Source organism: Geodermatophilus sp. SYSU D00663, assembly GCF_054050655.1.
Genome location: NZ_JBJGZT010000005.1, coordinates 18,688 through 39,962 on the forward strand (window position 1 = coordinate 18,688; position 21,275 = coordinate 39,962).

Below are 21,275 nucleotides of genomic sequence, written 5' to 3' on the forward strand. Positions count from 1 at the left end.
CGGCTGCTCGTGGCCGGGCTCAGCCGACCGGCGGCGGGTCGACCGGCAGCGCGGTCAGGTCGGGGGACTCGGTGGCCGTGGTGGGCGGCGTCGTCGTGGTGCCGGTGCTGCGCGGGGGTGCGCCGTTGGAGCCGGTGTCGCGGCCCATCTTGGCCTTCACCGAGCTGACGACGTCGTCGGCGCGGGCCTGCGCCATCCCGGCCAGGCCCTGCAGCTGCGGGTTGTCCTTGGCGTCGGACCACAGCCCGCGGATCTGCTCGTAGCGCTCGCGGCCGGCCCGGGCGCCGAGCACGTATCCGGCGCCGAAGCCGAGGAGGAAGGAGAACTTGGCCACGGGGACCTCCGGGGTCGCGGGGCGGACTGCTTCGTGATCACGCTACGGCGCGACGCGATCGTCCGCGATCCGGAGGGCCTGCGCAGAGCGCCGGAGGGCGTGGGGTACATTCGTGAGGCGCGCGGGTCGCACCCGCCCATCCCCCGTAGCTCAATTGGCAGAGCATGCGACTGTTAATCGCAGGGTTATTGGTTCGAGTCCAATCGGGGGAGCAAAACCGCAGGTCAGCGGCTTGTTCGGTCGGTAGTTGAACTACCAAGGACCAACAGACGACCAACAAACCCCTCCCGCACAGCCCGGTGCGACCTCTGTCGAAGCATCTCCGGAGACGGCGCGCCGGCGGGGGTGTGGCCGCGGGCGGAGCCGGGCGGCACAGGAGGCGGTTCGCCGTTACAGGGTGCGCTGCAGTGCGGCGGCGGCTTCGGGGCTGGCGAGCCGGCGGCCCATGTAGACGTCCTGGGTGAGGCTGGGTCGGGTGTGGCCGATGTGGTCGGCGATCTGCCGGGCGGACAGTCCGGCTTCGTCGAGCCGGGTGGCCACGGTCTTGCGGAACGTGTGCGAGGTCACCCAGTGGAAGCCGGCCCGGTCAAGGGCCTTGCGCAGGTCGCCGCTGGTGTTGTTCGGATCCCGCAGCCGGCCCTGCGGACTGCGGAAGAGCACCGGCGGGTCGGCGTCCGAGGGGACGGCGGCGCAGCGACGGCGGAGCAGGTCGACCACGAACGGCGGCAGGGCGATGGTGCGCCGCCCGGCGTCGGACTTGGGCACCTCCTGGATGACCAGGCCGCGGCCGGACACGCGGATGACGGTCGCGGTGACCGCCAAGGTGGCGGCGTCCAGGTCGAGCGCGGTCGGGCGGACCGCGCAGGCCTCGCCGATGCGCACGCCGGTGCCAAGCATGAGGTCGACGAAGTCGGGCAGGTCCAGGCGCGCCGCGTCGGGGTCGGCGGCGAGTTCCTCCCGCAGCCGCTGGGCCTCGGCAACGGTCAGCGCCCGCGGGGTCTTGGTCGGCCGGGCGGTACGCCGCAGGGAGGTCTCCCGGACCGGGTTGGTGGCCAGGGCGCCGTGGCGGACGGCGAGGGCGAGGATGCCGGACAGGACGCTGCGGGTAGACTTGGCCGCGCCGGCACCGTGGCTGCTGCGGACGGCGGTCAGCAGCCGGTCGACCGCTGGGACGGTGACCTCGCGCAGCCGCAGCTCGCCCAGGCCGGGCAGGACGTAGGAGTCGACGACGAAGCGGTAGAGCCGCTTGGTGCCGGTGGCCAGCTGGCTGGCCTCGACCTCGGCCAGCCACAGCTGAGCGGCGGCGGCCAGCCGGCTGTCGGCGGTCGCGGCCGGTGTCGCCGTTCCGCCGCGGTCGCGCAGGGCCTCGCGCAGCCGCCGTTCGGCGTGGGCGCGGGTCGAGCCGTAGCGGGTGACGAAGCGGCGCCGGCCGTCGAAGTCGCGGAAGCTGGCCCGGGCCCGTACCCGTCCCTTGCCCACCACGAGAAAATCGATCTTGCCGAAGGTCCCCATCGGCAGCGGTGGCCTTGCCATGACGGCTTCCTCGATCCTCGCCGGTGGCAGGGGAGACCGGCTGAGACAGGCTTGGCGACGAGATGGACCCCTCGCGGCGATGGCGCGGGATCTGGGGACAGCGTCGAGCCCTGTGGATGACGACGTCCCTCCCCGGCCTCCACCGTGGCGAGCCTGCTGCAGTTCTCCTCCAGTACTCCTCCACCCCGGCCGCTCAGCCAGGCGCCGTGGAGGCCTGCAGCGTTGTCCGTCCTTTTCGGTCGTGGGCGAGATCAGCGAGGCAAGAGGTGTGTGGCACTTGATCTTGTGCATCTCCGGTAAGTATCTGACTAGAAAGGCGTCCTGCTCCCGCCTTCGACGCCTCATCAGGGCTTCCACCCTCACCGCGGCTCCGCGCCCGTGAAGGTGCGCGGTTACCTGGATGGCGAGCAGCGCGGCAGCCACACCCGCATGGGCGCGCCGCCGATCCGGGCAGCGGCGGCGCGACACGCGCCCCGGAACGCTGGTAGGCGCCCTCTGCTGGTCGGTGTACCGGAAGGTTGGCGGCCGCCCCAAGGCCGTTCAGGCCGCCGGATGCCGCTGCGGAACGGCGGTCACTCGCCAGGCGCCCTTCCTGGCGTCAGCGACTCGGAGTGAGCTGCCCAACACTCACAAGGAAGCCCGTCGGCGAGTCCTAAATCACCGGACGCGGCAGGGCGGCTCAGTTCGTCGGCTCTGAGGCGCGTGCCAGCATCACGGTATGAGTGTCGAGGCACTCTCGTTCATGGTCGCCAAGGCTGTGGCGCCGGCTCTGATCGGCCGTCTGGCCGGAGCCGCATTGCCGGAGGAACGCGTCAGTCGGTGGATGGGTCGCGACCCGGTTCGACTGGCGCTGCAGGAGGCGTTGCGCGAGGCCCTGACCGATTTCCAGAGTCGATATCCGCGGGCGTCCGATAGCTTTTTCGACGACGTATTTCTAACCTCGGCTCCGGTCGCCACACTGCTTGCCCGCTGTGCGCCCCCAGGTCCACCGCCGCAGCCGTCCGAGCTTGCGGGTCTCTACGTCGATCAACTCGGACCGGCCACGGATAGAGATGCGGCGGTACGTCGTGAGACCCCTATGGCCGCCGACTTCTTGGCCACCTTCCGCGAACACCTGAGGCACAAGGCGGCATTTCGACCACTCTTCGACAGCGCGGACACCGACGTCATGACTGCGTCGCTTCGCGAGGTCCTGGAGCGTCTTCCCGACCTCTTGACGGGGTTGAACCAAGCCCCGGAGAGGTTGCGATTGCACATCAAGCCGGTGACCACGTTTCGGGAGCAGCGGACTGCCTTTTTCGTCGGTCGAGAGTTCGTGCTGGACGCCATTGACGAGAAACTGCTCAGTCTCCCTTCGGGGTATGTCCTCGTCCACGGCGAGCCCGGGATCGGCAAGTCGGCGATCATGGCCGAACTGGTGCGGACCCGCGACTACGTTCACCACTTCAACGTAGCCACCGGCGGGATCCGCACCGCGGATCAATGCCTGCGAAACCTCTGTGCGCAGTTGATCGTGCGGTATGAGCTGCCATATACCGAACTTCCGCCCGACGCAGGGCGGGACGCGGGCTTCCTGGACGTGGTGCTGCGGGACGCGGTCTCGGCGGCCACAGCCCGAGACGATTTGCCGGTCGTGGTGGTGGTTGATGCTCTCGACGAGGCCGAGGAGCCGAGTGGCGGCGAATACAAGGCGGGGGTGAATCGGCTCAAGCTGCCCGCGACCTTGCCCGACGGGGTCGTCGTCGTAGCCAGCATCCGTGCCGGCGTCCCGGACCTGCTGACCGTCGATCGCCGCGCCAAGCCGATCGAAATAGACGAGGACGACCCGCGCAATTTCGCCGACGTGCGCACCTACGTCGAGACATTCATCGACCGCGAGGCGGAGCAGATACGGCCACGCCTCCCGGAGTGGAAAAAAACCGAGGCGCAACTCGCAGATGACATCGTGGCACACAGCGAGGGAAACTTTCTCTACGTGGTCAGCCTGTTGGAGGGGATCGCCACCGGTTCGGTGACGGCCAAGAACTTCGGAGGCCTCGAGGGGCTGCCCACTGGACTGATGGGCTACTACGACCGGCACTGGCGGGCCATGCGCGACGTCGACGTCAGGCGCTTCGAGCGGGTGCAGCGGCCCGTCGTGTGCATGCTCGCCGTGGCGCCCGGTGCCGTGACCGCGGAGAAGGTGGCGGAGTGGATCAGTGAGAGCCACGTCTTCGAACCGGTCTCGGTCCGCGAGGTCGATCACGTACTCGACGAGTGGCGTCAGTTCTTCAACCCCGAGCCGGGAGACCCGCCCAGATGGCGGCTGTATCACACCAGCTTTCAAAAATTCCTAGCGGAGCGAGCGGAGGACGTCGACCTCGCGCAGTACCGCGCGGCGAGTGTTGCCGCCACTGGGGCGAAGATCCGATGGGACGCGTAGCCGACGGCGTCTTCGCCGCCTTCGACGACGACGACTTCCGCTGGTGGATCCTTCGGCAGGCCGACGCAGGCGACGTCACTGGTGTTCACCGAACGATGGGGCACCTCGATCGAGGAGGCGTCAATGCGTGGTTCGCCGCGCGTGACAGCCGCAACGAGGTCGGCGACTACGCAGGCGACCTAGACCTGGCATGGGAGTTGGCTGATGCCGCGACGGGCTCCGCGGACGCCGCCGGTCTGCAATGCCGATACGCGCTGCTTCGCGCCGTCATCGGCGATATGGGTGCCCGGTTCCGGCCAGAGCTCGCCGCCCTCTTGGTGCGCTCACGAGTCTGGACCCGCGATCAGGCGCTGGCCTGGGGTCGCGTCAGCCTGGACGCCCAGTCCGGCCTGGCCCTCATCGCCGACGCCATCGAGGCCGCCGAGGGTACGAACCGCGAGGAGTTGATGTCCCTCGCGCTCACCACGAGCACCCGGATGACGTCGCCCGACGACCGAACCCTGCGGCTGGCCGCGATGGCACGGACTGCCCCGCCGCACGAGCAATCGGCACTGCTCGACGGCATCCTTGGGGAGGCCAACAGCGGCTCCCGGCTCGGCGGGCTGCGGGCGGTTGCACCGCATCTGCCGGCTGATCTGTTGTCCCGCGCCCGCAAGGCAGCCCGTGCCTTTCCGGATGGCGACCAGCGCGCGGAGGCGATCCTCGCCGTGGCCGCCGTCATGCCGCCCGCCGCTCAGGCGGACGCTCATGCCGAGGTGCTGGCGATCGCTCACGAGGAGTTGGCCCGCCCGCGCCCTCCGAACGGCATAGAGACGCCCGGCGTCCGCCTCTTGGAGATGCTAGCAGCCGAGCTACCAGCATCCCTGCTTGGTCGAGTGCTCGACCTGGCGCGGGAGGCCCAGCTCGCGGGGTACGACAGCCACCGAGTCATGGGAGCGGTGGCCTGCCGGCTCGCTCAGGCCGACCCCGCAGCCGCGGTGCGGCGAGCTACGAAGCTGGCCACCGGTCCTCGTGACTCAGTGCTCGCCGCCGCAGCCCAAGTGCAGGCCGAAGCCGGCCACGTCGATGAAGCGATCGCGTCAGCGGCTGCCATAACCGTGGAACAGCCTCGAACGTCGGCCCTGCAGGCCATCGCCGGGTGCGCTCCGAACGTCGAGCACCCGGCCCTACTCGCCGAGGTACGACGCCTGTCGCCGCCCAACCGGATCGAGGTCCTCCGCAAGCTCGCTGCACGCGCGTCCCATCCCTCTCCTGCCTTGCTCGGAATAGCTGAAGCAGTTCCTGATCTCCGAGGTCGACTGCGGGCCCGGACTGCCATCGCCCCCGCTCTGACCCGAGCCGAAGTAGCCGACACCCTGACCGCGCTTACCGGTCTCAACGAGCCCGACTCCATGGCCCTCGCCGAGCTGGCGCCGCACCTGACCGCGGCCGAGGTGCGACGGGTACTGAACACGCTGCCCTCCTCCTTCTGGAACGGGGACGCCATCACCGCGCTCGCGGTGCGACTTGCGAAACTAGGGTCACCAGAGGAAGCACTGGCCCGCCTGGCGGAAGCCGCCGATCCTGCGCAGCTGTACCGCCCAGAAGCGCTGGCCACCCTGGCGGCTCACCTGCCCGAGCGGCTTCTTCCGGCTGTGCGGGCCGCCATTCAGCCGGCCGCGCCCGCCGAGGAACGGGTTTCCGCCCGCCTCGCCCTGCTGGCACGACTCCCCGTCGATCGTGTTCCTGCCGTGGTGGCGGAGGCGGCCGCACTCGAGCACCCCTCGGAGCGGGCCATGGCCTTGGCCGCGCTCGTCGCGGCGGGCCAGGCTCAAGCAGAACCCCTGCTGATTTCGGCCCTGCGGGAGACCGCCGCCTCCCGTCATGCCAAGCGCGCGAGCATCGCCCTAAAGGCAGTGCAACTGGTTGCCCACGTTGCGGTCGAGGTGAGTGAGGGATTGATAGCCGCCGTCCACGAGCTCCCCTTTCCTCGCCATCGACTGCAGGCCCTGCTGGCGCTCGCCTGCTCCGGCCCGACCACCTCCGCTCGCGCAGCGTCCGAGGCCGTCGTGGAGCAAATTCTCGCCGGCCACAGGCTTGGCAAGATCGCCGACGAGCCCGCCTCAAGCGCCGAGACGACATATCTGGCCGATGCGGTCCTTGCTGTGTCGGAGCCCCATGCGCTTGCACTAGTCGTGGTCGACCTGGCGCCGCTGCTCAGTGAGGCCGACCGGGTGAGGGTCCTGCACCGTGCTCTGACGATCGAGGAGCCCGCCCCTCGCTTGCTGGCCCTCTCGGCCTTGTGTGACTCGCCGGCTCTGGCCGGCCACGCGGCGGCCGCCGAGCAGATCCGCCTCCACGAATGGTCGGAGGACCAGGACCTGTTGCCGCTTGGGCTGCAGGTCCTGGCGGCCGGTGGGATGGAGGCGAACCGTGAGCTGGTGGACCGCGCGTGGGCGGCCGTTCTCGGCTTCGACAACCCAGCGGTCCGGCTGGCCCACGTCACCACGCTTGCCGAGACCGGCGGCGCGGCCGTCCCGGCCGCGCTCATCACGGAGATCGTGGAGGCCGAACTGGGGAGCGATCCGAGGTGGCGATGGCCGATCCTCGCTGCTCTAGCCCGGCAGCTCACCGTCCATGACCTCACTCGCATCCTGCCGGTGCTGTCGAAGGCCGACCCGGTCAACGAAGAGACGGCCGATGCGGCAGCCAGTTGCGCCGTTCGTTCTGCCGAGCTGCACGATCAGGCCCTCATGCTGGCCTTCCTCACCGCCGTCCCCGATCCCGTTTGGGGCCAACCCGCCATCAACGCTGCGGCGGACCGGTTGCCGGCCGACGTCCTGCGCGTTGTCGCCGACCACTGCCGGGACGGAGACGCCCTGGCCGCCCTCGCGGTGCGTGCAGCCCGATACGGCGATGCTCAGGTGGCTCTAAACGTGCTGTCACGCATCCCGCAGTCAACGAGTCGAGAGATTGCCGTGAAGGAGGTGGCAGGACAGGCGCAGCCGTCCTGGGCGGAGGACCTGCTTCCACTGGTCCGCGAGCTGCCGGAGGGCCCGCGTGCGGAGGCACTCGCCGCTCTCATCCCGCGGGTCGAAGCTCATCAACGGGCTGACTTGGTCGAGGAGGCCGTCCACGCAGCTCAAGGTTATCGGCTGGCGTCCGCCCCCCGACGCCGGCAGATCCTGGGACAGCTGGCTCCGGAGCTCGCCCGCCTACCGGCAGTACGAGTGGCTAATATCTGGTCCGCAGACATGCGGGTCACCGCTTTCCGCGGACGAGATGAGGTATTGGTTGACGTAGCGGCGCTGGCTGGTGTTCTGATTGAGACACTCGGCCCCACAGTCGCGCAAGCGCTCGACGACGCTATTCAGGTAGGTGGGGGTGGTCGGTGGCCCTGACCGTGCCAGGTGCCTTCACTCTCGCCATGGACGGCTGACAGGCGTCGCCTTTGACTGGCAAGCGACGGTTCCGTCGCTGCGCTGGGCGCCTTAAGGGCCTTGGCTGCTGTGGGCTGAGCGGCAGGACCGGAGGTGTTCTGAGGCTGGATGGGCATCGAAGACCTGGGTGTGCAGACCGATGATCAGGTCCCGAACCGCCTGTCGTCCGTGGGTCTCCTGACCGGTCTCCATGGTCGTCCAGACAACGTCCGGGGCGAAGAACCGCTCGAACTCCGCAGCCTTGACCAGGGCCTGGATGTAGGCCTCCATGACGGCGCGGGTGTCGTTGTCCGTCATCGCTGTCCCCTTTCGCGAACTGCGTCCACGCTGCCTGACCCGGAGGGACCGTAGGACGCCGAACGGGACCTGTCTGCGGTCGTGGGACCCGGTCCACGGAGTGGACATCCTCGGCCAGTCTGTTGCTTCCCGGGTTCGCTGGCTGCAGGCCTGGCCGACTCGGCATCGGCGGATCCGAGACGACGTCGCCTTCCTCCAGGACATACCGACAGAAGTTGCGGCTGCACCACTGCACTGACTGCTCCGACGCGAGGTTCACGGGTGAACCGCCCCGGGTTCAGTGAAGGTGGCAGGCGGCTTGATGCGCTGGAGGTCTGTCCGCTGTCCGGGAAGTGCGGTCAGCGGCCGGATCGGTAGGCGTCGCGGCGGTGGGCGACGTCGAGGACGGTGACGGTCCGGGTGTCGTCGTCGATGCGGTAGACGACGCGGTAGGTGCCGCGGCGGGCGCTGTGCCGGTCCTCCAGCGGCGAGCGGAGTCGCTTGCCCACGCGGTGGGGGTTGTCCAGCAGCGGGCCGACGATGAACTCGTAGGCGGCCGCGGCGACGGTCTCGGGCAGGTGGTCGGTGAGCTGGCGGCGGGCGGTGGGGGTGATGGCCAGGAGGTAGGCGTCCTGGTCCCCGGTCACTGCGGCCGGCTGCGTCGGCGGGCCATGGCCGCGTCCAGGTCCTCGCGGCTCTCGGCCTCCCCGCGGGCGAGCTCGGCCTCGGAGGCGTGCAGCCGCCGCATGGCGTCGGCGTCGGCGAGGATCTCGATGGTCTCCTCGAGCGACTCGAGGTCCTCGGTGGCGAGCAGGACGGCGGAGGGCTTGCCGTGCACGGTCACATAGACCCGCTCGTGCTGCCCGCTGACCCGAGCAACCAGCTTGGACAAGTGAGCCTTGGCATCGGCCAAGGACAACGTCGTCATGGTCAGAAGTATGACCAAAAATGTGGTGCCGGTCTAGCTCCGCCTGACGGGGTGGGAGCCGGGCGAATCCAAGGCGCGTCGACGACGCGACCAACTTACGACCAACAAACGACCCCCGACGCCCGACGATGACCAGCACCGGTCAATAACGAGAACGACCGCTGACCTGCACGTTCACCACTGACCGACGGTGACCAACACCGTCAAGATCAACTCGCAGGGTTATTGGTTCGAGTCCAATCGGGGGAGCAGCACCGCAGGTCAGCGGTCTGGTGGGCGACCCGAGCCCCGACAGACGACCGACGAACGCACCCCAACCCCATCTCAGGTCTCCCGCGGTCCAGCGTCGACCAGCAGCCCGCGCCCGTGGAACGCTCACGATGCGCCCGCACGACCTCAGCGTCTCGCCGGTCTGGGGCACCGACCCGCGTTCGGAGATCAGCTGATGCTGTATCGGGCCACTCGACGCGTGACCGGCTGACCTCCTCCGGACCCAGGAGGTCGCACAGCGGCTGACCGCCTCGCGGAACGTCGGCATCCAGAGGGAGACGCGGCCGGAGAACACCCCTGCCCGCCCAGGTCGTGGGCTACCCGTGGCAGGGAGACGGCGTCGACTGCCCCGATCGTCCGGGCCACGGGGAGCTGTGAACTGCTGGGCTCCCGGCTCTCCCTGCAGCCCTCCTGCACGGGGTGCGCCGACCCGGTCCGCCGGCTCGACCAGGAGAAGGCGCAACTGGTCACCGCCGCCTTCCTGCCCTGCGTCGACCACGTCGACACGCCGTACGTGGTGGCCGTCCACGCCCCGGTCACGGAGGAGTGACGTGGAGCCGCGACGCTCTCCGCCTCTCGTCCCTCCGGCGCAGGAGGCGCAGTGGCAAGCCATCGCGGCATCGAGTCCACGTGCCAGGCGGTCACCGACCTGCTGCGTGACAACTACGACCCGGTCAGCTTCAACCAGGAGCTGGAGTTCCGGGTGCTGCCGTCCGGCGGCTTCGCCACGGGCCTGCAGGCCGGGGTCTCGCTCTTCCTCTACCGGGTCTACGTGGGCGACACCCCGCGTACGCCCGCCGGCCGGCACACCGGCACCGGGACGCGGCTGCGTCCGGAGCTGCCGCTGGACCTGTTCTTCATCCTGACCGCCTGGGCCCGTGAGCCGTCGTTGCAGCACGCCATCGCCGGCTGGATGATGCGCACCCTGGAGGACCACCGGGTCCTCCCCGCCGGGCTGCTCAACCGGCGCACCGCCGACGTCTTCCGCGACGACGAGGCCGTCGAGGTGCTGCTCGCCGACCTGGTCACCGAGGACCTCCTGCACCTGTGGGAGCTGTTCGGCGCCGCCACGTACCAACTGTCGGTGCCCTACGTCGCCCGCAGCGTCCGGCTCGAGTCGACCTTCGAACTGGTCCACGGGGCACCGGTGCAGGACCGCGTCGCCGACTACCAGCTCCAGGGGGCGCGATGACCGTCGTGGAGACCACCCAGCGGTTCACCCCGCTCGGTGTCGCGTTTTGGGACCTGCTCACCGACGCCCCCATCACCGACGGCCTCGTCGTGTCGGCGCGCCCTGCCACGGCCTCCGGCCGGTTCCGCCGCGGGTTCGCGACACCCGGTGGCGTGCACGCGCTCAGCGCCGTCCCGGGCCTCAGGGACGTCGAGTTCCCGCGACCGGAGCCGGGTGCTCGCCGGGAGTTCACCGACCCGCCCAGCGGGCACGGTGTCGAGGTCGACGTCCTCGTCGAGGACCGGCTCGGCCGTTTCCTGCCCACCGTGCTGCGGCTGGCCGCGCCGCGCAGGGGCGTGGCCACGGCCGCCGACGCCCTGGCTGGGTGCACCACCCTGGTGACCGACGTCCCGCAGGACCTCCCCATGTTCCTGATGTCGGCACCGGCCCGATCCGTCCCACCGTCTGTGGCCGTGGTCCGCGCCTCCCTGCGGGACCGGGCCACCGGCTCCCCGGCCGGACACTCCGTCGTCGTCGTGGAGGCCGGAGCGGTGCGCGCGAGCGGGGTCGCCGACGCCGCAGGCAACGTGGTCGTGGCGTTCCCGTACCCCCTGTTCCACGGCGCCGCGCCGCCCGAGTCGATCCCGGCCGGCCGGCCCGGCATCCCCACCGACGAGCAGCAGTGGCCGGTCACGGTCCGGGTGCGGTGGGCGCCGGAGACCCTGTCGTTCCCCCTGGGCGTCGGCGTGCCCCGGGCGCACACCCTCTACTGCCAGGGCGCGGCGTCGATCGTCACCGACGATGCCGGACCGGCGACCGGGACGATGGCCGCGCACCTCGACTACGGCCGGGAGCTGCAGCTCGCCACCGCGGGGATCGCGGACCCCCGCCGCTCCTCGTTCCTGTACGTGGAGCGCGCCCGGTGACTCCTTCCCGCCCGTCCGACCTCGTCCGGCCACCAAGGAGGAGCACCGATGCCTGAGTACCTGGCGCCCGGGGTGTACGTCGAGGAGACGACGTTCCGCCAGAAGAGCATCGAGGGAGTGAGCACCAGCACGGCGGGGTTCGTGGGTCCGACGCGGTTCGGTCCCACGAGCGGTGAACCGGAGCTGTTGACCAGCTTCCTGGACTTCGAGCGCATCTACGGGGGGCTCGACCAGCTGTTCTACGAGCAGGTCAGTCACCACAACGACCTCGCCCACGCGGTCCGCGGCTTCTTCGAGAACGGGGGACGGCGCCTGTACGTGGCGCGTGCCTTCACGCCCAGCCGGGAACCCTCCGCCGACCCAGCCGCAGCGCTGGAGGACCGCTTCCCGGACCACGGGTGCTGCGTGCTCTCCGGGACCCCCAGCCACCCCGTCGTCTCCCTGCGCGCCCGCTGGCCAGGTCTGGCCGGCAACGCCGTCGTCACCGTCGAGGTCAGGGTCGGCCCGAACATCCTCGTCCGGCCGGGCGATGGCGACCCGCCGACCCTGTCGGGGGCGCTGCGCTGGGACACCGTGCTGGTCAGATCCGTGACCTCGCCGCCCGTGGAGCCGGAGCTCGCGGTGGTCGACCGTGCTTTCGACGACGCGTCCCAGCAGGAGGTGAACGTCCTCCTGCGGGGCGGCACGCCGACGTCGTTGGCGCAGATCGTCGGCGACGGCGCCGACGAGGTCAGGGTCGTCACCGTCACGGTCACCGTCGGCCGGCTCGGCCGGTTCATGGACGACCAGGTCTGGGAGAACCTCAACCCCGACCCGCGCCACCGGACGGCCTCGCTCGTGCGGACCTTCGCCGCCGAGCCGCAGGACCGGGCGACCGCGCTCCACGTCCCGCTGGTGCTGGACGCCGCCACCCTCGACGACGGGGCGGCTCTGCTCGACGCGCTCCTCGGCGGGGTGCCGGTCACGTCCTCGCCCCCGGTCGCCTCGGTGGCCGAGCTCATCGAGCAGGCCCAGCTGCCCGCCACCGCGGGGGCCACGCCGGCCCGGGTCCGCTGCCGGCTCGACGGCGGCAGCGACGGCATCCGGCCCGACGCGACCGCCTACGCGGGGGACGAGTCCGCGGACGGGGCGAAGTCCGGTCTGCTGGCGTTCGAGGACCTCGAGGACATCTCGATCGTCGCGACGCCCGGCTCCAGCCGCGGCGGCCTCGACAGGTTCGCCACCGCGAGCGAGGCCACCGTCCAGGCACTGGTGTCGCATGCCGAGCGGATGCGCTACCGGATCGCCGTCGTGGACTCCCCGGACGGGGCGCTGGTCAGCGACGTCCGCCGGTACCGCGCCCAGTTCGACTCCAAGCACGCCGCGCTCTACTACCCCTGGATCACCATCGCCGACCCGGTCACCGAGTCGGAGATCACCACCCCACCCTCGGGGTTCCTGGCCGGCGTCTACGCCCGCAACGACATCGAGCGGGGAGTCCACAAGGCGCCCGCGAACGAGGTGGTGCGCCTGGCGGTCGACTTCGAGCTGCCGATCAACAAGGGGCAGCAGGACGTGCTCAACCCCGAGGGGGTCAACTGCCTGCGCTTCTTCGAGGGCCGCGGCTACCGGGTCTGGGGCGCCCGGACGATCTCCTCGGACCCGGAGTGGAAGTACGTCAACCTGCGCCGGTACTTCGCGTTCGTCGAGCGCTCGATCGACAAGGGCACGCAGTGGGCGGTGTTCGAGCCGAACGGCACGGCGCTGTGGAGCAACGTGCGGCGCACCGTCGAGGACTTCCTGTTCGCCGAGTGGCGCTCCGGCCACCTGCTCGGTGACACCGTCGCGGAGGCGTTCTTCGTCAGGTGTGACCGCACCACGATGACCCAGAACGACCTCGACAACGGGCGGCTGATCTGCCTGGTCGGCATCGCTCCGCTGCGGCCTGCGGAGTTCGTCGTCTTCCGCATCGGTCAGAAGACCCTCGACGTCACGGGATAGGTGAGCCGGCATGCCATTTCGGGAGCGGCCGTACTCGGCGTTCAACTTCCTGGTCAACTTCGGCCCCGACAAGCGCGACCCGAAGGCCGGGTTCCAGGAGGTCTCCGGGCTCGGGGTCGAGATCACCGTGCAGGAGTACCGCGCGGGCAACAAGCGCGGGAACGCCCCGGACAAGGTCACCGGCGTCTACAAGGTCCCCGACGTCACCCTCAAGCGCGGCGTGATGGGGGACGACACGCTCTACGCCTGGCTCGACCTGGTCCGCAAGGGCAAGCAGCAGGAGGCCCTCCGCAGCGTGACCATCGAGCTGCTGAGCGAGGACGGCGAGCCGGTGCACACCTGGAGCCTCAAGGACGTGTGCCCGGTGAAGTACACCGGCCCGGCGCTCAGCGGCAAGGCCACCGACGTCGCCATCAGCGAGCTGACACTCGCCTGCGGGGACATCGTCGAGGAGACGGCCTGACCTATGTCCCTCGCTGCGCCCCTGCCCGGCATCACCTTCGAGCCGGTACCGCGTCCGCCTGCCGACGCCCTGCCCCGGATGGACATCTGCGCCTTCGTGGGCTTCGCCTCCTCCGGCCCGGTCGACGTGCCCGTGCTCGTGGAGGATGCGGTCACCTTCCGCGACGTCTTCGGCCCCGACCCGGTGCTGGCCCGGACCGACGACGGGACGGCCGTCCGCGGCCAACTCGGTCCCGCGGTGGAGGGGTTCTTCGGCAACGGCGGTGCGCGCGCGTGGGTGGTCCGGGTGGCCGCCACGGGGGAGGGCGGGGCGGTCACCAACCGGTTCCCCGTGCCCGGCCTGGTGGTCCCGGGGCGCCGGGACGGCACCGTCACCGGGTGGCGGCTCCTGGCCCTGCCCGCCCGCTCCCCGGGGGCGTGGTCCGACGGGCTCCGGGCGGGAGCCTGCCTGCAGGTCGCCGCGACGCGGGCCGCCGTCCTCGGCGACGCGGCGCTGCTCGTCGAGCACGGCACCGACGTCGTCCCCGGCGATGCGCTGCTCCTGACGCTCGGCGGGGGGCGTCGCGCATCGGTCCCGGTGACCGCCGTGGCGCCGGCCCCGGACGGCATCGCGGTCGACCTGGACGCGGACGCCGGCTGGCTGCTCTCCGCCGCCCCGGTGGCCGTGCCGCCCCGTGCCACCGTCCGGCGGATCACGGAGGCCGGGACGGTGGACGTGCCCGGTCTGGCGGTCGGGCCGGCCGATCCCACCGGGCCGGTCGTCGTCGACGTCTCGGGCACGGTCCTGGCCGGCGACGCGCTCGGGGTCGAGGCCGCGGCACCGGGCGGGGAGGTCACGATGCTGTGGGTGGGGGAGCCGCTCCTCGACCCGGTCGGTCCCGGCCACCGGTTCCCCGTGCAGCGATCGGTGAGCCTGCGGCCGCTGCCCGCCGCCTGGACGGCCGACCGCGACCTCGTGCCGTCGGAGCCGGTGCCGACCGAGGTGCAGCGGCTCCGGTTGACCGTCCGGGACACCGACCGGCTGGTCGCAGAGCTCGACGGGCTCGGTCTGGGCCCGGGGCACCACCGGGGCCTGGCGGCGCTGCCCGACGACGACACGGCGTACTCGCTGCTCGCCGGGATCCCCCGGACCGGGGACGGGTCCAGACGCGCCGACCCGGCGGACGTCGAGGTCCGGGTGCTGACGGCGTTCGAGCGGGAGACGCTGGGGCCGCGCTTCCCGCTCGCCGCCCCGGAGCCGGGACCGGCTCCGCTGCCCGTCGGGCTGACCACCGATCCGGCGGCCGTGGTCCTGGGCCCCGCGCCCGCGGAGGTCGGCGCCGCACCCGCGCCCGACCGCGATGGGACCGGGTCCTTCTCCGCCGCCCTGTTCGTCGACCCGGCACTGGCCGGGCTCGGCGTCGACACCGTCCTGCCGACCGCCCGGGAGCTGGCGTTCGTCCAGGACCGGCCCCGGCGGCTGCGCGGGATCCACGCCACGGTGGCCCTGGACGAGGTGACCCTGCTCAGCGTGCCCGACGCGGTCCACACGGGGTGGGACCGGACGACGATCCCCCCGCCGCAGCCGCTGGCGGCCCCGGTGCTCACCGTGGCGGCGGTCGCCGGCGGCGCGGTGCACCTGACCTGGACGGCGGTCCCGGGTGCCGGGGACTACGAGATCGAGCACGGTGACAGCCCGGTGTTCCCAGCCCCGCGGCGGCTGACCGCGCAGGGCACGGCAGCGCTCGTCGACGCCGGGTCCCGCTGCCCGCGGGCGGTGTACGCCCGGGTGCGGGCTCGGCGCGGGATCGAGCCGGGCCCGTGGTCCGACGTGGTGGTGGCGCTCGCGCCCGCAGCGGTGTTCGAGCCCTGCGACCCGGTGGGGGTGCCGCCTCGGCCGCCGGTCCGGGAGCAGTGGACCGGTGACCGGCTCGCGTGGCGCGCGCGCCCCCGCGCCGCGGCCGAGGGGTGGCTGGACCTGCGCGCGGTCCAGACCGCCGCGCTGCGCTGGTGCGCCGCGCGCGGCGACGTGCTGGTGCTGCTGGCGCTGCCGGGGGGGAGCACGACCGACGACGCCGTGCGTCACGCCGGTGCGCTCCGCGGCGGCGGGCCCGCGTTCACGTCGTCCGGGCGGCCCGCGCTGCCGTCGACGCTGGCCGCGGGCGTCCCGGCGCTGACCGAGGCGGAGGCCGGCGTCCTGGACTACGGCGCGCTCTACCACCCCTGGCCGGTCGTCGGGTGGCCGTCCGAGGGCGGTGGAGTCCGCCCGGTACCCCCGGACGGCGCGGTCGCCGGTACGTACGCCGCCCGTGCACTCTCCCGCGGCGCCTGGACCGCTCCCGCGCGGCGTCCGCTCGCCGGCGTCGTCGGCCTCGACCCGGTGCTCGACCCGGCGCGGCACGCGGACCTGTCGGCCGCAGGGGTCAACCCGGTGGCCGCCGACCCCTCCGGGTTCCTGGCACTGACCGCCACGACGATGAGCCGGACCGCAGCACTGCGCCCGGTGAACGTGCGCCGGCTGGTCATGCTGCTGCGCCGACTGGCTGACCGGGAGGGCGTCGGCGTCGTCTTCGAGCCGCACGACGCCGAGCTGCGCCGGATCGTGCAACTGCGCTTCGACCGGCTGCTCACGGACCTGTTCCGCCGCGGTGCCCTCGCCGGCGCCACGCCCGGCGAGGCGTTCGAGGTGTCCACCGGCACCAACGTCAACCCGCCGGCGGCGGTGGACCTCGGCCGGTTCACCGTCGAGGTCCGCATCGCGCCCTCGCGACCGCTGGAGTTCCTCACCGTCCGCCTGGTCCTCACGGGCGGCACCGGGACGCGGGAGGCCGTGCCATGATCCACCAGACCTTCAACTTCCACGTGCGCATCGACACCGGCGGCGACGGCGGGCCGCTGTGCGAGGCGGCGTTCGCGGAGTGCTCGGGACTGGAGGTCTCCGCGCCGCCGAAGACCATCCGCGAGGGCGGCAACAACGCCGGCCCCGTGCACCTCGCCGGGCCGGTCTCGTACGGCACCCTCGTGCTCAAGCGCGGCATGACCGAGAACTTCGACCTGTGGGCGTGGTTCGACCAGGTCCACCGGGACGACGAGCGGCACCGGCGGGCCGACTGCGAGATCGAGGTACGGACCCCCGATCAGAGCGCGACCGCGTACTCGATCCGGCTCTCCGGCTGTCTGCCGGTGAAGCTCAAGGCCCCCGGCCTCAACGCCAAGGAAGGCGGCCTGGCCGTCGAGGAGGTCGAGATCGCCTTCTCGGGTCTGCGGATGGTGCCCCCGCCGGCAGGTGATCGCGGTGCCTGAGACGGCGGCGCTGGCGAAGGCCCGCCTGGTGGAGATCGTGCTCGCCGACGAGGACGCCCCCTCGCGGGAGACCGACCCGGGCACGACGGTGGTCGTGCAGTTCAACCCCGAGACCCTGAAGGTCGTCTACTCCAACACGATGGAGGGCGGCGACCAGTCCGGCGGCGCGGCCATCCAGTTCGTGAGCAAGAGCTCCACCAAGCTGACCGTCGAGCTGTGGTTCGACGCCTCCGCCCTCGCCGACGTCGACGACGTCCGCCGGTTGACCAAGCAGGTGAACCACTTCATCACCCCCGTCCCGCACGGGGAGGGTTTGGCGCCGCCGGCCGTGCGGTTCAGCTGGGGCACGTTCCTGTTCGAGGGCGTCATGGAGTCGATGGACGAGACCCTGGAGCTGTTCAGCAGCGAGGGGCGGCCGCTCCGGGCCCGGGTGTCGGTCTCCATCACCAGCCAGGAGATCCAGTTCCACGAGCCGCCGCCGCCGAGCTCCGGCGGCGGGGTCCCGGGTACCACCCCACGGGAGCAGGTCCGGGACGGGGACAGCCTGCAGCAGATGCTCGGCCGCCGGAGCGGCCGGGGCTCCGGTGCCCCGGGGTGGCAATCCGTGGCCGACGCCAACGGCATCGACAACCCCCGGCGGCTGCCGACGGGCACCTTCGTCGACCTGTCCGCCGCGGGCGGGGGGAGGAGCGGACGATGAGCGTGATCATCAACGAGCTCGAGGTCACCGCCCGGGAGGAGACGCCCCCGCAGCCGCCGCCCGGCTCGCCGGCGCGGCCCCCGCTGCCGGCGGGACAGACACCGTTCGAGCTGCGCGCGTTGCTGCGGCACGTCGCCGACCGCGCCGAGCGGGTGTGGGCCGACTGATGGCCCTGCCCACCGGCGCGTTGTACCCGGCCCGGCCGGTCGTGGAGGTCGGCGGCTCGGAGTCGCTGGAGCTGACCACCCGGGTGCTCTCGGTCGTGGCCACCGAGACCGACGAGGGGCTCTCCCGGTGCGAGCTCGTGGTGGGCAACTGGGGTCTGCGGGACGGCGGCCACGGGTTCGTCTTCAACACCCGCGACCTCCTCGACTTCGGCAGCGAGGTGGTGGTCCGGATGGGGGACGGCGACCGTGCCGGGGCGGTGTTCTCCGGTGTGGTCACCGGCATCGAGGCGCACTACCCCGGACAGCGGCCACCGGAGATCGTCTTCCTCGCCGAGGACCGCCTGCAGGACCTGCGGATGACCAGGCGCACGCGCAGCTTCGAGGACGTCACCGACGCTGACGTCATCCGGCAGGTGGTCGGCGGCCACGGGTTGTCCGCGGTCGTCGACGTCACCGGTCCCGCCCACCGGCACGTGGCACAGCTCAACCAGAGCGACCTCGCGCTCGTCCGCGACCGGGCCCGGCTGCTCGGCGCCGAGCTGTGGATCGACGGGACCACCGTGCACGTCGCTCCTCGACCGCGGGCCGGCGCCCCCGAGGTGACCCTGACGTACAACGGCGACCTGCGAGAGCTGTCGGTGCTCGCCGACCTCGCCCGGCAGCGCAGCGACGTCGTCGTCAGCGGGTGGGACGTGTCCGCCAAGGACGCGATCACCGCGCGTGCCGGTCCCGCCGTCGTCCAGGATGAGCTGGGCGGGGACACCGCGGGCGTCGACCTGCTCGACCGGGTCCTGGGGCCGCGGACCGAGACGGTGGTGCAGACCGCGCCGCTCACCCCCGAGGAGGCCAGGGCGCGGGCGGAGGCGGTCATGCGGGCCACGGCCCGGCGGTTCGTCACCGCCCACGGCCGCTCCGAGGGCGACGCCCGGCTGCGGGTCGGCACGCCGGTCGCGCTCGCCGGCCTCGGGCCCGGGTTCAGCGGCCGCTACGTCCTGGTGGAGGTGGAGCACACCTTCGACGAGCGGCTCGGCTACCAGACGCGCTTCCGGGCCGATCGGCCCGGGCTGGGAGGTGTCGCGTGACCGTGACCGACGACCTGATCGGCAGCGGGGCACCGCGTCACCTTGCCGCCGGTCCGCGGTTCTACGGCGTGTACCCGGCCGTGGTGAGCGGCGTGACGGACCCCGACGGGCAGGGACGGGTGCGCATCCGGCTGCCGTGGTCCCCCGACGGCGAGGGAAACGGCTACGAGGCCTGGGCGCGGCTGTCCACCCTCATGGCGGGCGCGGGGCGCGGCACCTGGTTCGTCCCGGACGTGGACGACGAGGTCGTGGTGGTGTTCGAGGCCGGCGACCCGCGCCGTCCCTACGTCATCGGCGCCCTGTGGAACGGTCAGGACGCACCCCCGGAGACGATGGGCAGCGGCAACGACATCCGGGCGATCCACTCCCGCAACGGCGTGGTCATCACCCTGGACGACGCCGACGGCCGGGAGCGGCTCCGGCTGGAGACCCCGGGCGGTCGATCGGTGACGCTCACCGATGCCGCGGCTGCCATCACCGCCGAGGACGGCAACGGCAACAGCGTGACGCTGGACGCAGGCGGCGTCACGGTCCAGTGCAGCGCCAGGGTGTCGCTGACCGCGAGCACCGTGGAGATGAGCGCCGGCTCGGTGACGGTGAACGCCGGGATGGCGCGGTTCAGCGGCGTCCTGCAGGCCGACACCGTCATCACCAACTCGGTGGTGAGCGCCAGCTACACCCCCGGCGCCGGGAACATCTGGTAGGCCGCCGTGAGCGACAGGGTGGTGTGGCGGACGGCGCCGCCGCTGTGGCGTACCGCGCTCGACGGCGCCCTCGCGCTGGACCGCCCGGTGGTCCTGCGGTTCGACACCGACGACTTCATGACCCGGTTGCAGGACCAGCTGCACGACCGGGAGCACCGGGACGTGGGTGGGTTCGTCGTCCGCCCCGAGACCTGGCGGCAGCCCGCCGCGGGACTCGACGGGGCGGCCGGGGCCGGGGTCCCGACCCTGTACCACCCGATGCACAGCCGGTTCTACCTCGTCACCGGTGCTCTCGTCTGCGCCCGGTACGGGCTGCCGGACAAGGTGGTTCGGCCCGGCTGCGCGGAGTCGGCGTTCTACGTCCTGCGCCGGCTCGCGCCGGTGACCGGCTGCACGGTGGACCCCGCCGCTCCGGCGACCTACCGGGAGCTCGGATGGGTGCCCGCGGGGGCGGGCGGCGCCTGGGTGGACCCCGCGGGGGCGCTGGCGCCAGGAGAGGAGCGGTTGCCCCTGTTCCCGCTCACGTACGCCGACCGGCACCGCCGTCGGATGCTGGCCGGCCTGGTCCCGGTCTCGGCGCGGGACCGCTACGAGCAGGCGGTGCCGCCACCACCGGTGCCCTCCGGCACCGGCGACCCGATCGCGGTGCTCGCCCTGCCGGGACGGGCGCGGCTGGAGAGCGCCGTGCTGGGTCTCCGCGCGCTGCTGCAGCTGGCCGGGACGCCGGCCCTGGGGAACGACCGGCCCGGAGCCGTCGGCCTCTTCCGGGAGGCGGCGTTCTTCGCGCTGGTCGACCTCGCCGGCCTCCTCGCCGACGAGCTGCCCGGGGTCTGGGCCGGCACCGCGACCGGTGGCCACCGGGGAGCCCTGGTGGCGCTGCTGACGCGGCACGATTTCGGGCCCGCGCCGCACGCACCCACCTGGCTGTCGGCGCTGCACACGGCCCACGCCGGGCGCGACCTGGTGCTCGCCGATCTGGCCGGTGCCCCGGAGCCGGTCACCGGGATGGCGGTCGCCGACATCAGCGGGGCGGTCGCCGCCCTCGGCGTCGACCCCGACGGCGACACGACGTCCGACGCACTGTTCGGTGCGGTGGACAGCGCGCTGCGCGAGCAGGCCGGTGCGTCCGGCCCGGCGGCGCCTCCCGCCGGCGGACCGGTGCCGGAGGACCGCACCACGGGCGGGGTCTACGTCGCCCGGCTGGTCTACGAGCGACCGCTCTGCCGGCCACCGGAACGGCTGACGCTCAGCGAGCCCACCGCCCCGTTCCGGTTCGCGCACCTGTACGACCCGGACGCCCCCGTCCGGCCGATCCGGATCGTGCTGCCGGTGGACACCTCGCTGCAGGGGCTGCGCAAGCACCCCCGAGCGGTGTCGATGGAGCTGTCCGCCCAGCTGCGCAGGCAGATCGACCGGATCGTGGCCATCAAGCTGAAGGACCTCGACGACGGCGACATCCCAGACGAGCAGCCCCTGGACCTCGGCATGGTGTGCGCCCTGTCGATCCCGATCATCACGATCTGCGCGCTCGTGCTGCTCATGATCATCGTGTCGCTGCTCAACATCGTCTTCTTCTGGCTGCCGCTGTTCAAGACCTGCCTGCCGAGAGCGAGCTGACC

General features: G+C 72.0%; 18 protein-coding genes and 1 tRNA gene. 14 read left to right on the top strand and 5 right to left on the bottom strand.

The features are described 5' to 3' along the window. Nucleotides 1-19: 19 nt before the first annotated feature. Nucleotides 20-334 (bottom strand): hypothetical protein, encoded by a 315-nt coding sequence (locus ACI79Z_RS05295; RefSeq protein WP_387985211.1) that lies wholly within the window; start codon nucleotides 332-334, stop codon nucleotides 20-22. Nucleotides 335-473: 139 nt separating this feature from the next. On the opposite strand from ACI79Z_RS05295, the gene ACI79Z_RS05300 reads away from it, so the two are divergent. Then, nucleotides 474-546 (top strand) — tRNA-Asn (locus tag ACI79Z_RS05300). Between the two features lie 178 nt (nucleotides 547-724). On the opposite strand, the gene ACI79Z_RS05305 is transcribed toward ACI79Z_RS05300, so the two are convergent. Then, nucleotides 725-1,867, bottom strand: coding sequence for a site-specific integrase (locus ACI79Z_RS05305; protein ID WP_456901939.1), 1,143 nt, complete (start codon nucleotides 1,865-1,867; stop codon nucleotides 725-727). A 718-nt stretch (nucleotides 1,868-2,585) separates the two neighbouring features. Between ACI79Z_RS05305 and ACI79Z_RS05310 the strand changes: the two genes are divergently transcribed. Both ACI79Z_RS05310 and ACI79Z_RS05315 read left to right on the top strand, forming a co-directional pair. Then, the gene (locus tag ACI79Z_RS05310) at nucleotides 2,586-4,289 is read left to right on the top strand and encodes an ATP-binding protein (protein ID WP_456901940.1); all 1,704 of its coding nucleotides are present in this window, start codon (nucleotides 2,586-2,588) and stop codon (nucleotides 4,287-4,289) included. After that, the gene (locus ACI79Z_RS05315; RefSeq protein WP_456901941.1) at nucleotides 4,277-7,669 is read left to right on the top strand and encodes a hypothetical protein; all 3,393 of its coding nucleotides are present in this window, start codon (nucleotides 4,277-4,279) and stop codon (nucleotides 7,667-7,669) included. Before ACI79Z_RS05310 ends, ACI79Z_RS05315 begins: the two co-directional genes overlap by 13 nt. A gap of 90 nt (nucleotides 7,670-7,759) precedes the next feature. Here the strand turns inward: ACI79Z_RS05315 and ACI79Z_RS05320 are convergent, their stop codons facing one another. The 3 genes from ACI79Z_RS05320 to ACI79Z_RS05330 form a co-directional block, all read right to left on the bottom strand. After that, a complete protein-coding gene (locus ACI79Z_RS05320) occupies nucleotides 7,760-8,005 on the bottom strand; it encodes a hypothetical protein (RefSeq protein ID WP_456901942.1) in 246 nt (81 codons plus the stop codon). Between the two features lie 338 nt (nucleotides 8,006-8,343). Continuing rightward, on the bottom strand, nucleotides 8,344-8,631 hold the full coding sequence (locus ACI79Z_RS05325; protein WP_456901943.1) for a type II toxin-antitoxin system RelE family toxin: 288 nt from the start codon (nucleotides 8,629-8,631) through the stop codon (nucleotides 8,344-8,346). Further along, nucleotides 8,628-8,912, bottom strand: coding sequence for a type II toxin-antitoxin system Phd/YefM family antitoxin (locus ACI79Z_RS05330; protein ID WP_456901944.1), 285 nt, complete (start codon nucleotides 8,910-8,912; stop codon nucleotides 8,628-8,630). The genes ACI79Z_RS05325 and ACI79Z_RS05330 overlap by 4 nt, the downstream gene beginning before the upstream one ends. 871 nt (nucleotides 8,913-9,783) lie before the next feature. Here ACI79Z_RS05330 and ACI79Z_RS05335 point away from each other — a divergent pair. Genes ACI79Z_RS05335 through ACI79Z_RS05385 form a run of 11 tightly spaced genes read left to right on the top strand, consistent with a single transcriptional unit; the run spans nucleotide 9,784 to nucleotide 21,273 of the window. Then, on the top strand, nucleotides 9,784-10,374 hold the full coding sequence (locus ACI79Z_RS05335; RefSeq protein ID WP_456901945.1) for a DUF4255 domain-containing protein: 591 nt from the start codon (nucleotides 9,784-9,786) through the stop codon (nucleotides 10,372-10,374). Beyond that, entirely contained in the window at nucleotides 10,371-11,279 is a 909-nt protein-coding gene (locus tag ACI79Z_RS05340) for a hypothetical protein (RefSeq protein WP_456901946.1), read from the top strand. Before ACI79Z_RS05335 ends, ACI79Z_RS05340 begins: the two co-directional genes overlap by 4 nt. Nucleotides 11,280-11,327: 48 nt before the next feature. Next, a complete protein-coding gene (locus ACI79Z_RS05345) occupies nucleotides 11,328-13,259 on the top strand; it encodes a phage tail sheath family protein (protein ID WP_456901947.1) in 1,932 nt (643 codons plus the stop codon). Nucleotides 13,260-13,269: 10 nt separating this feature from the next. Further along, a complete protein-coding gene (locus ACI79Z_RS05350) occupies nucleotides 13,270-13,722 on the top strand; it encodes a phage tail protein (RefSeq protein ID WP_456901948.1) in 453 nt (150 codons plus the stop codon). Nucleotides 13,723-13,725: 3 nt separating this feature from the next. Further along, nucleotides 13,726-16,539, top strand: a complete 2,814-nt coding sequence (locus ACI79Z_RS05355) for a hypothetical protein (protein WP_456901949.1) — start codon at nucleotides 13,726-13,728, stop codon at nucleotides 16,537-16,539. After that, nucleotides 16,536-17,003 (top strand): phage tail protein, encoded by a 468-nt coding sequence (locus tag ACI79Z_RS05360; RefSeq protein ID WP_456901950.1) that lies wholly within the window; start codon nucleotides 16,536-16,538, stop codon nucleotides 17,001-17,003. The genes ACI79Z_RS05355 and ACI79Z_RS05360 overlap by 4 nt, the downstream gene beginning before the upstream one ends. After that, entirely contained in the window at nucleotides 16,996-17,703 is a 708-nt protein-coding gene (locus tag ACI79Z_RS05365) for a CIS tube protein (RefSeq protein ID WP_456901951.1), read from the top strand. Before ACI79Z_RS05360 ends, ACI79Z_RS05365 begins: the two co-directional genes overlap by 8 nt. Further along, nucleotides 17,700-17,870: a hypothetical protein gene (locus tag ACI79Z_RS05370; protein ID WP_456901952.1), complete on the top strand. Its 171-nt coding sequence runs from the start codon at nucleotides 17,700-17,702 to the stop codon at nucleotides 17,868-17,870. The genes ACI79Z_RS05365 and ACI79Z_RS05370 overlap by 4 nt, the downstream gene beginning before the upstream one ends. Further along, a complete protein-coding gene (locus ACI79Z_RS05375; RefSeq protein WP_456901953.1) occupies nucleotides 17,870-18,952 on the top strand; it encodes a phage late control D family protein in 1,083 nt (360 codons plus the stop codon). The genes ACI79Z_RS05370 and ACI79Z_RS05375 overlap by 1 nt, the downstream gene beginning before the upstream one ends. Continuing rightward, nucleotides 18,949-19,656, top strand: coding sequence for a phage baseplate assembly protein V (locus tag ACI79Z_RS05380; RefSeq protein ID WP_456901954.1), 708 nt, complete (start codon nucleotides 18,949-18,951; stop codon nucleotides 19,654-19,656). Before ACI79Z_RS05375 ends, ACI79Z_RS05380 begins: the two co-directional genes overlap by 4 nt. Before the next feature lie 6 nt (nucleotides 19,657-19,662). Continuing rightward, nucleotides 19,663-21,273: a hypothetical protein gene (locus ACI79Z_RS05385; protein ID WP_456901955.1), complete on the top strand. Its 1,611-nt coding sequence runs from the start codon at nucleotides 19,663-19,665 to the stop codon at nucleotides 21,271-21,273. Nucleotides 21,274-21,275: the final 2 nt, after the last annotated feature.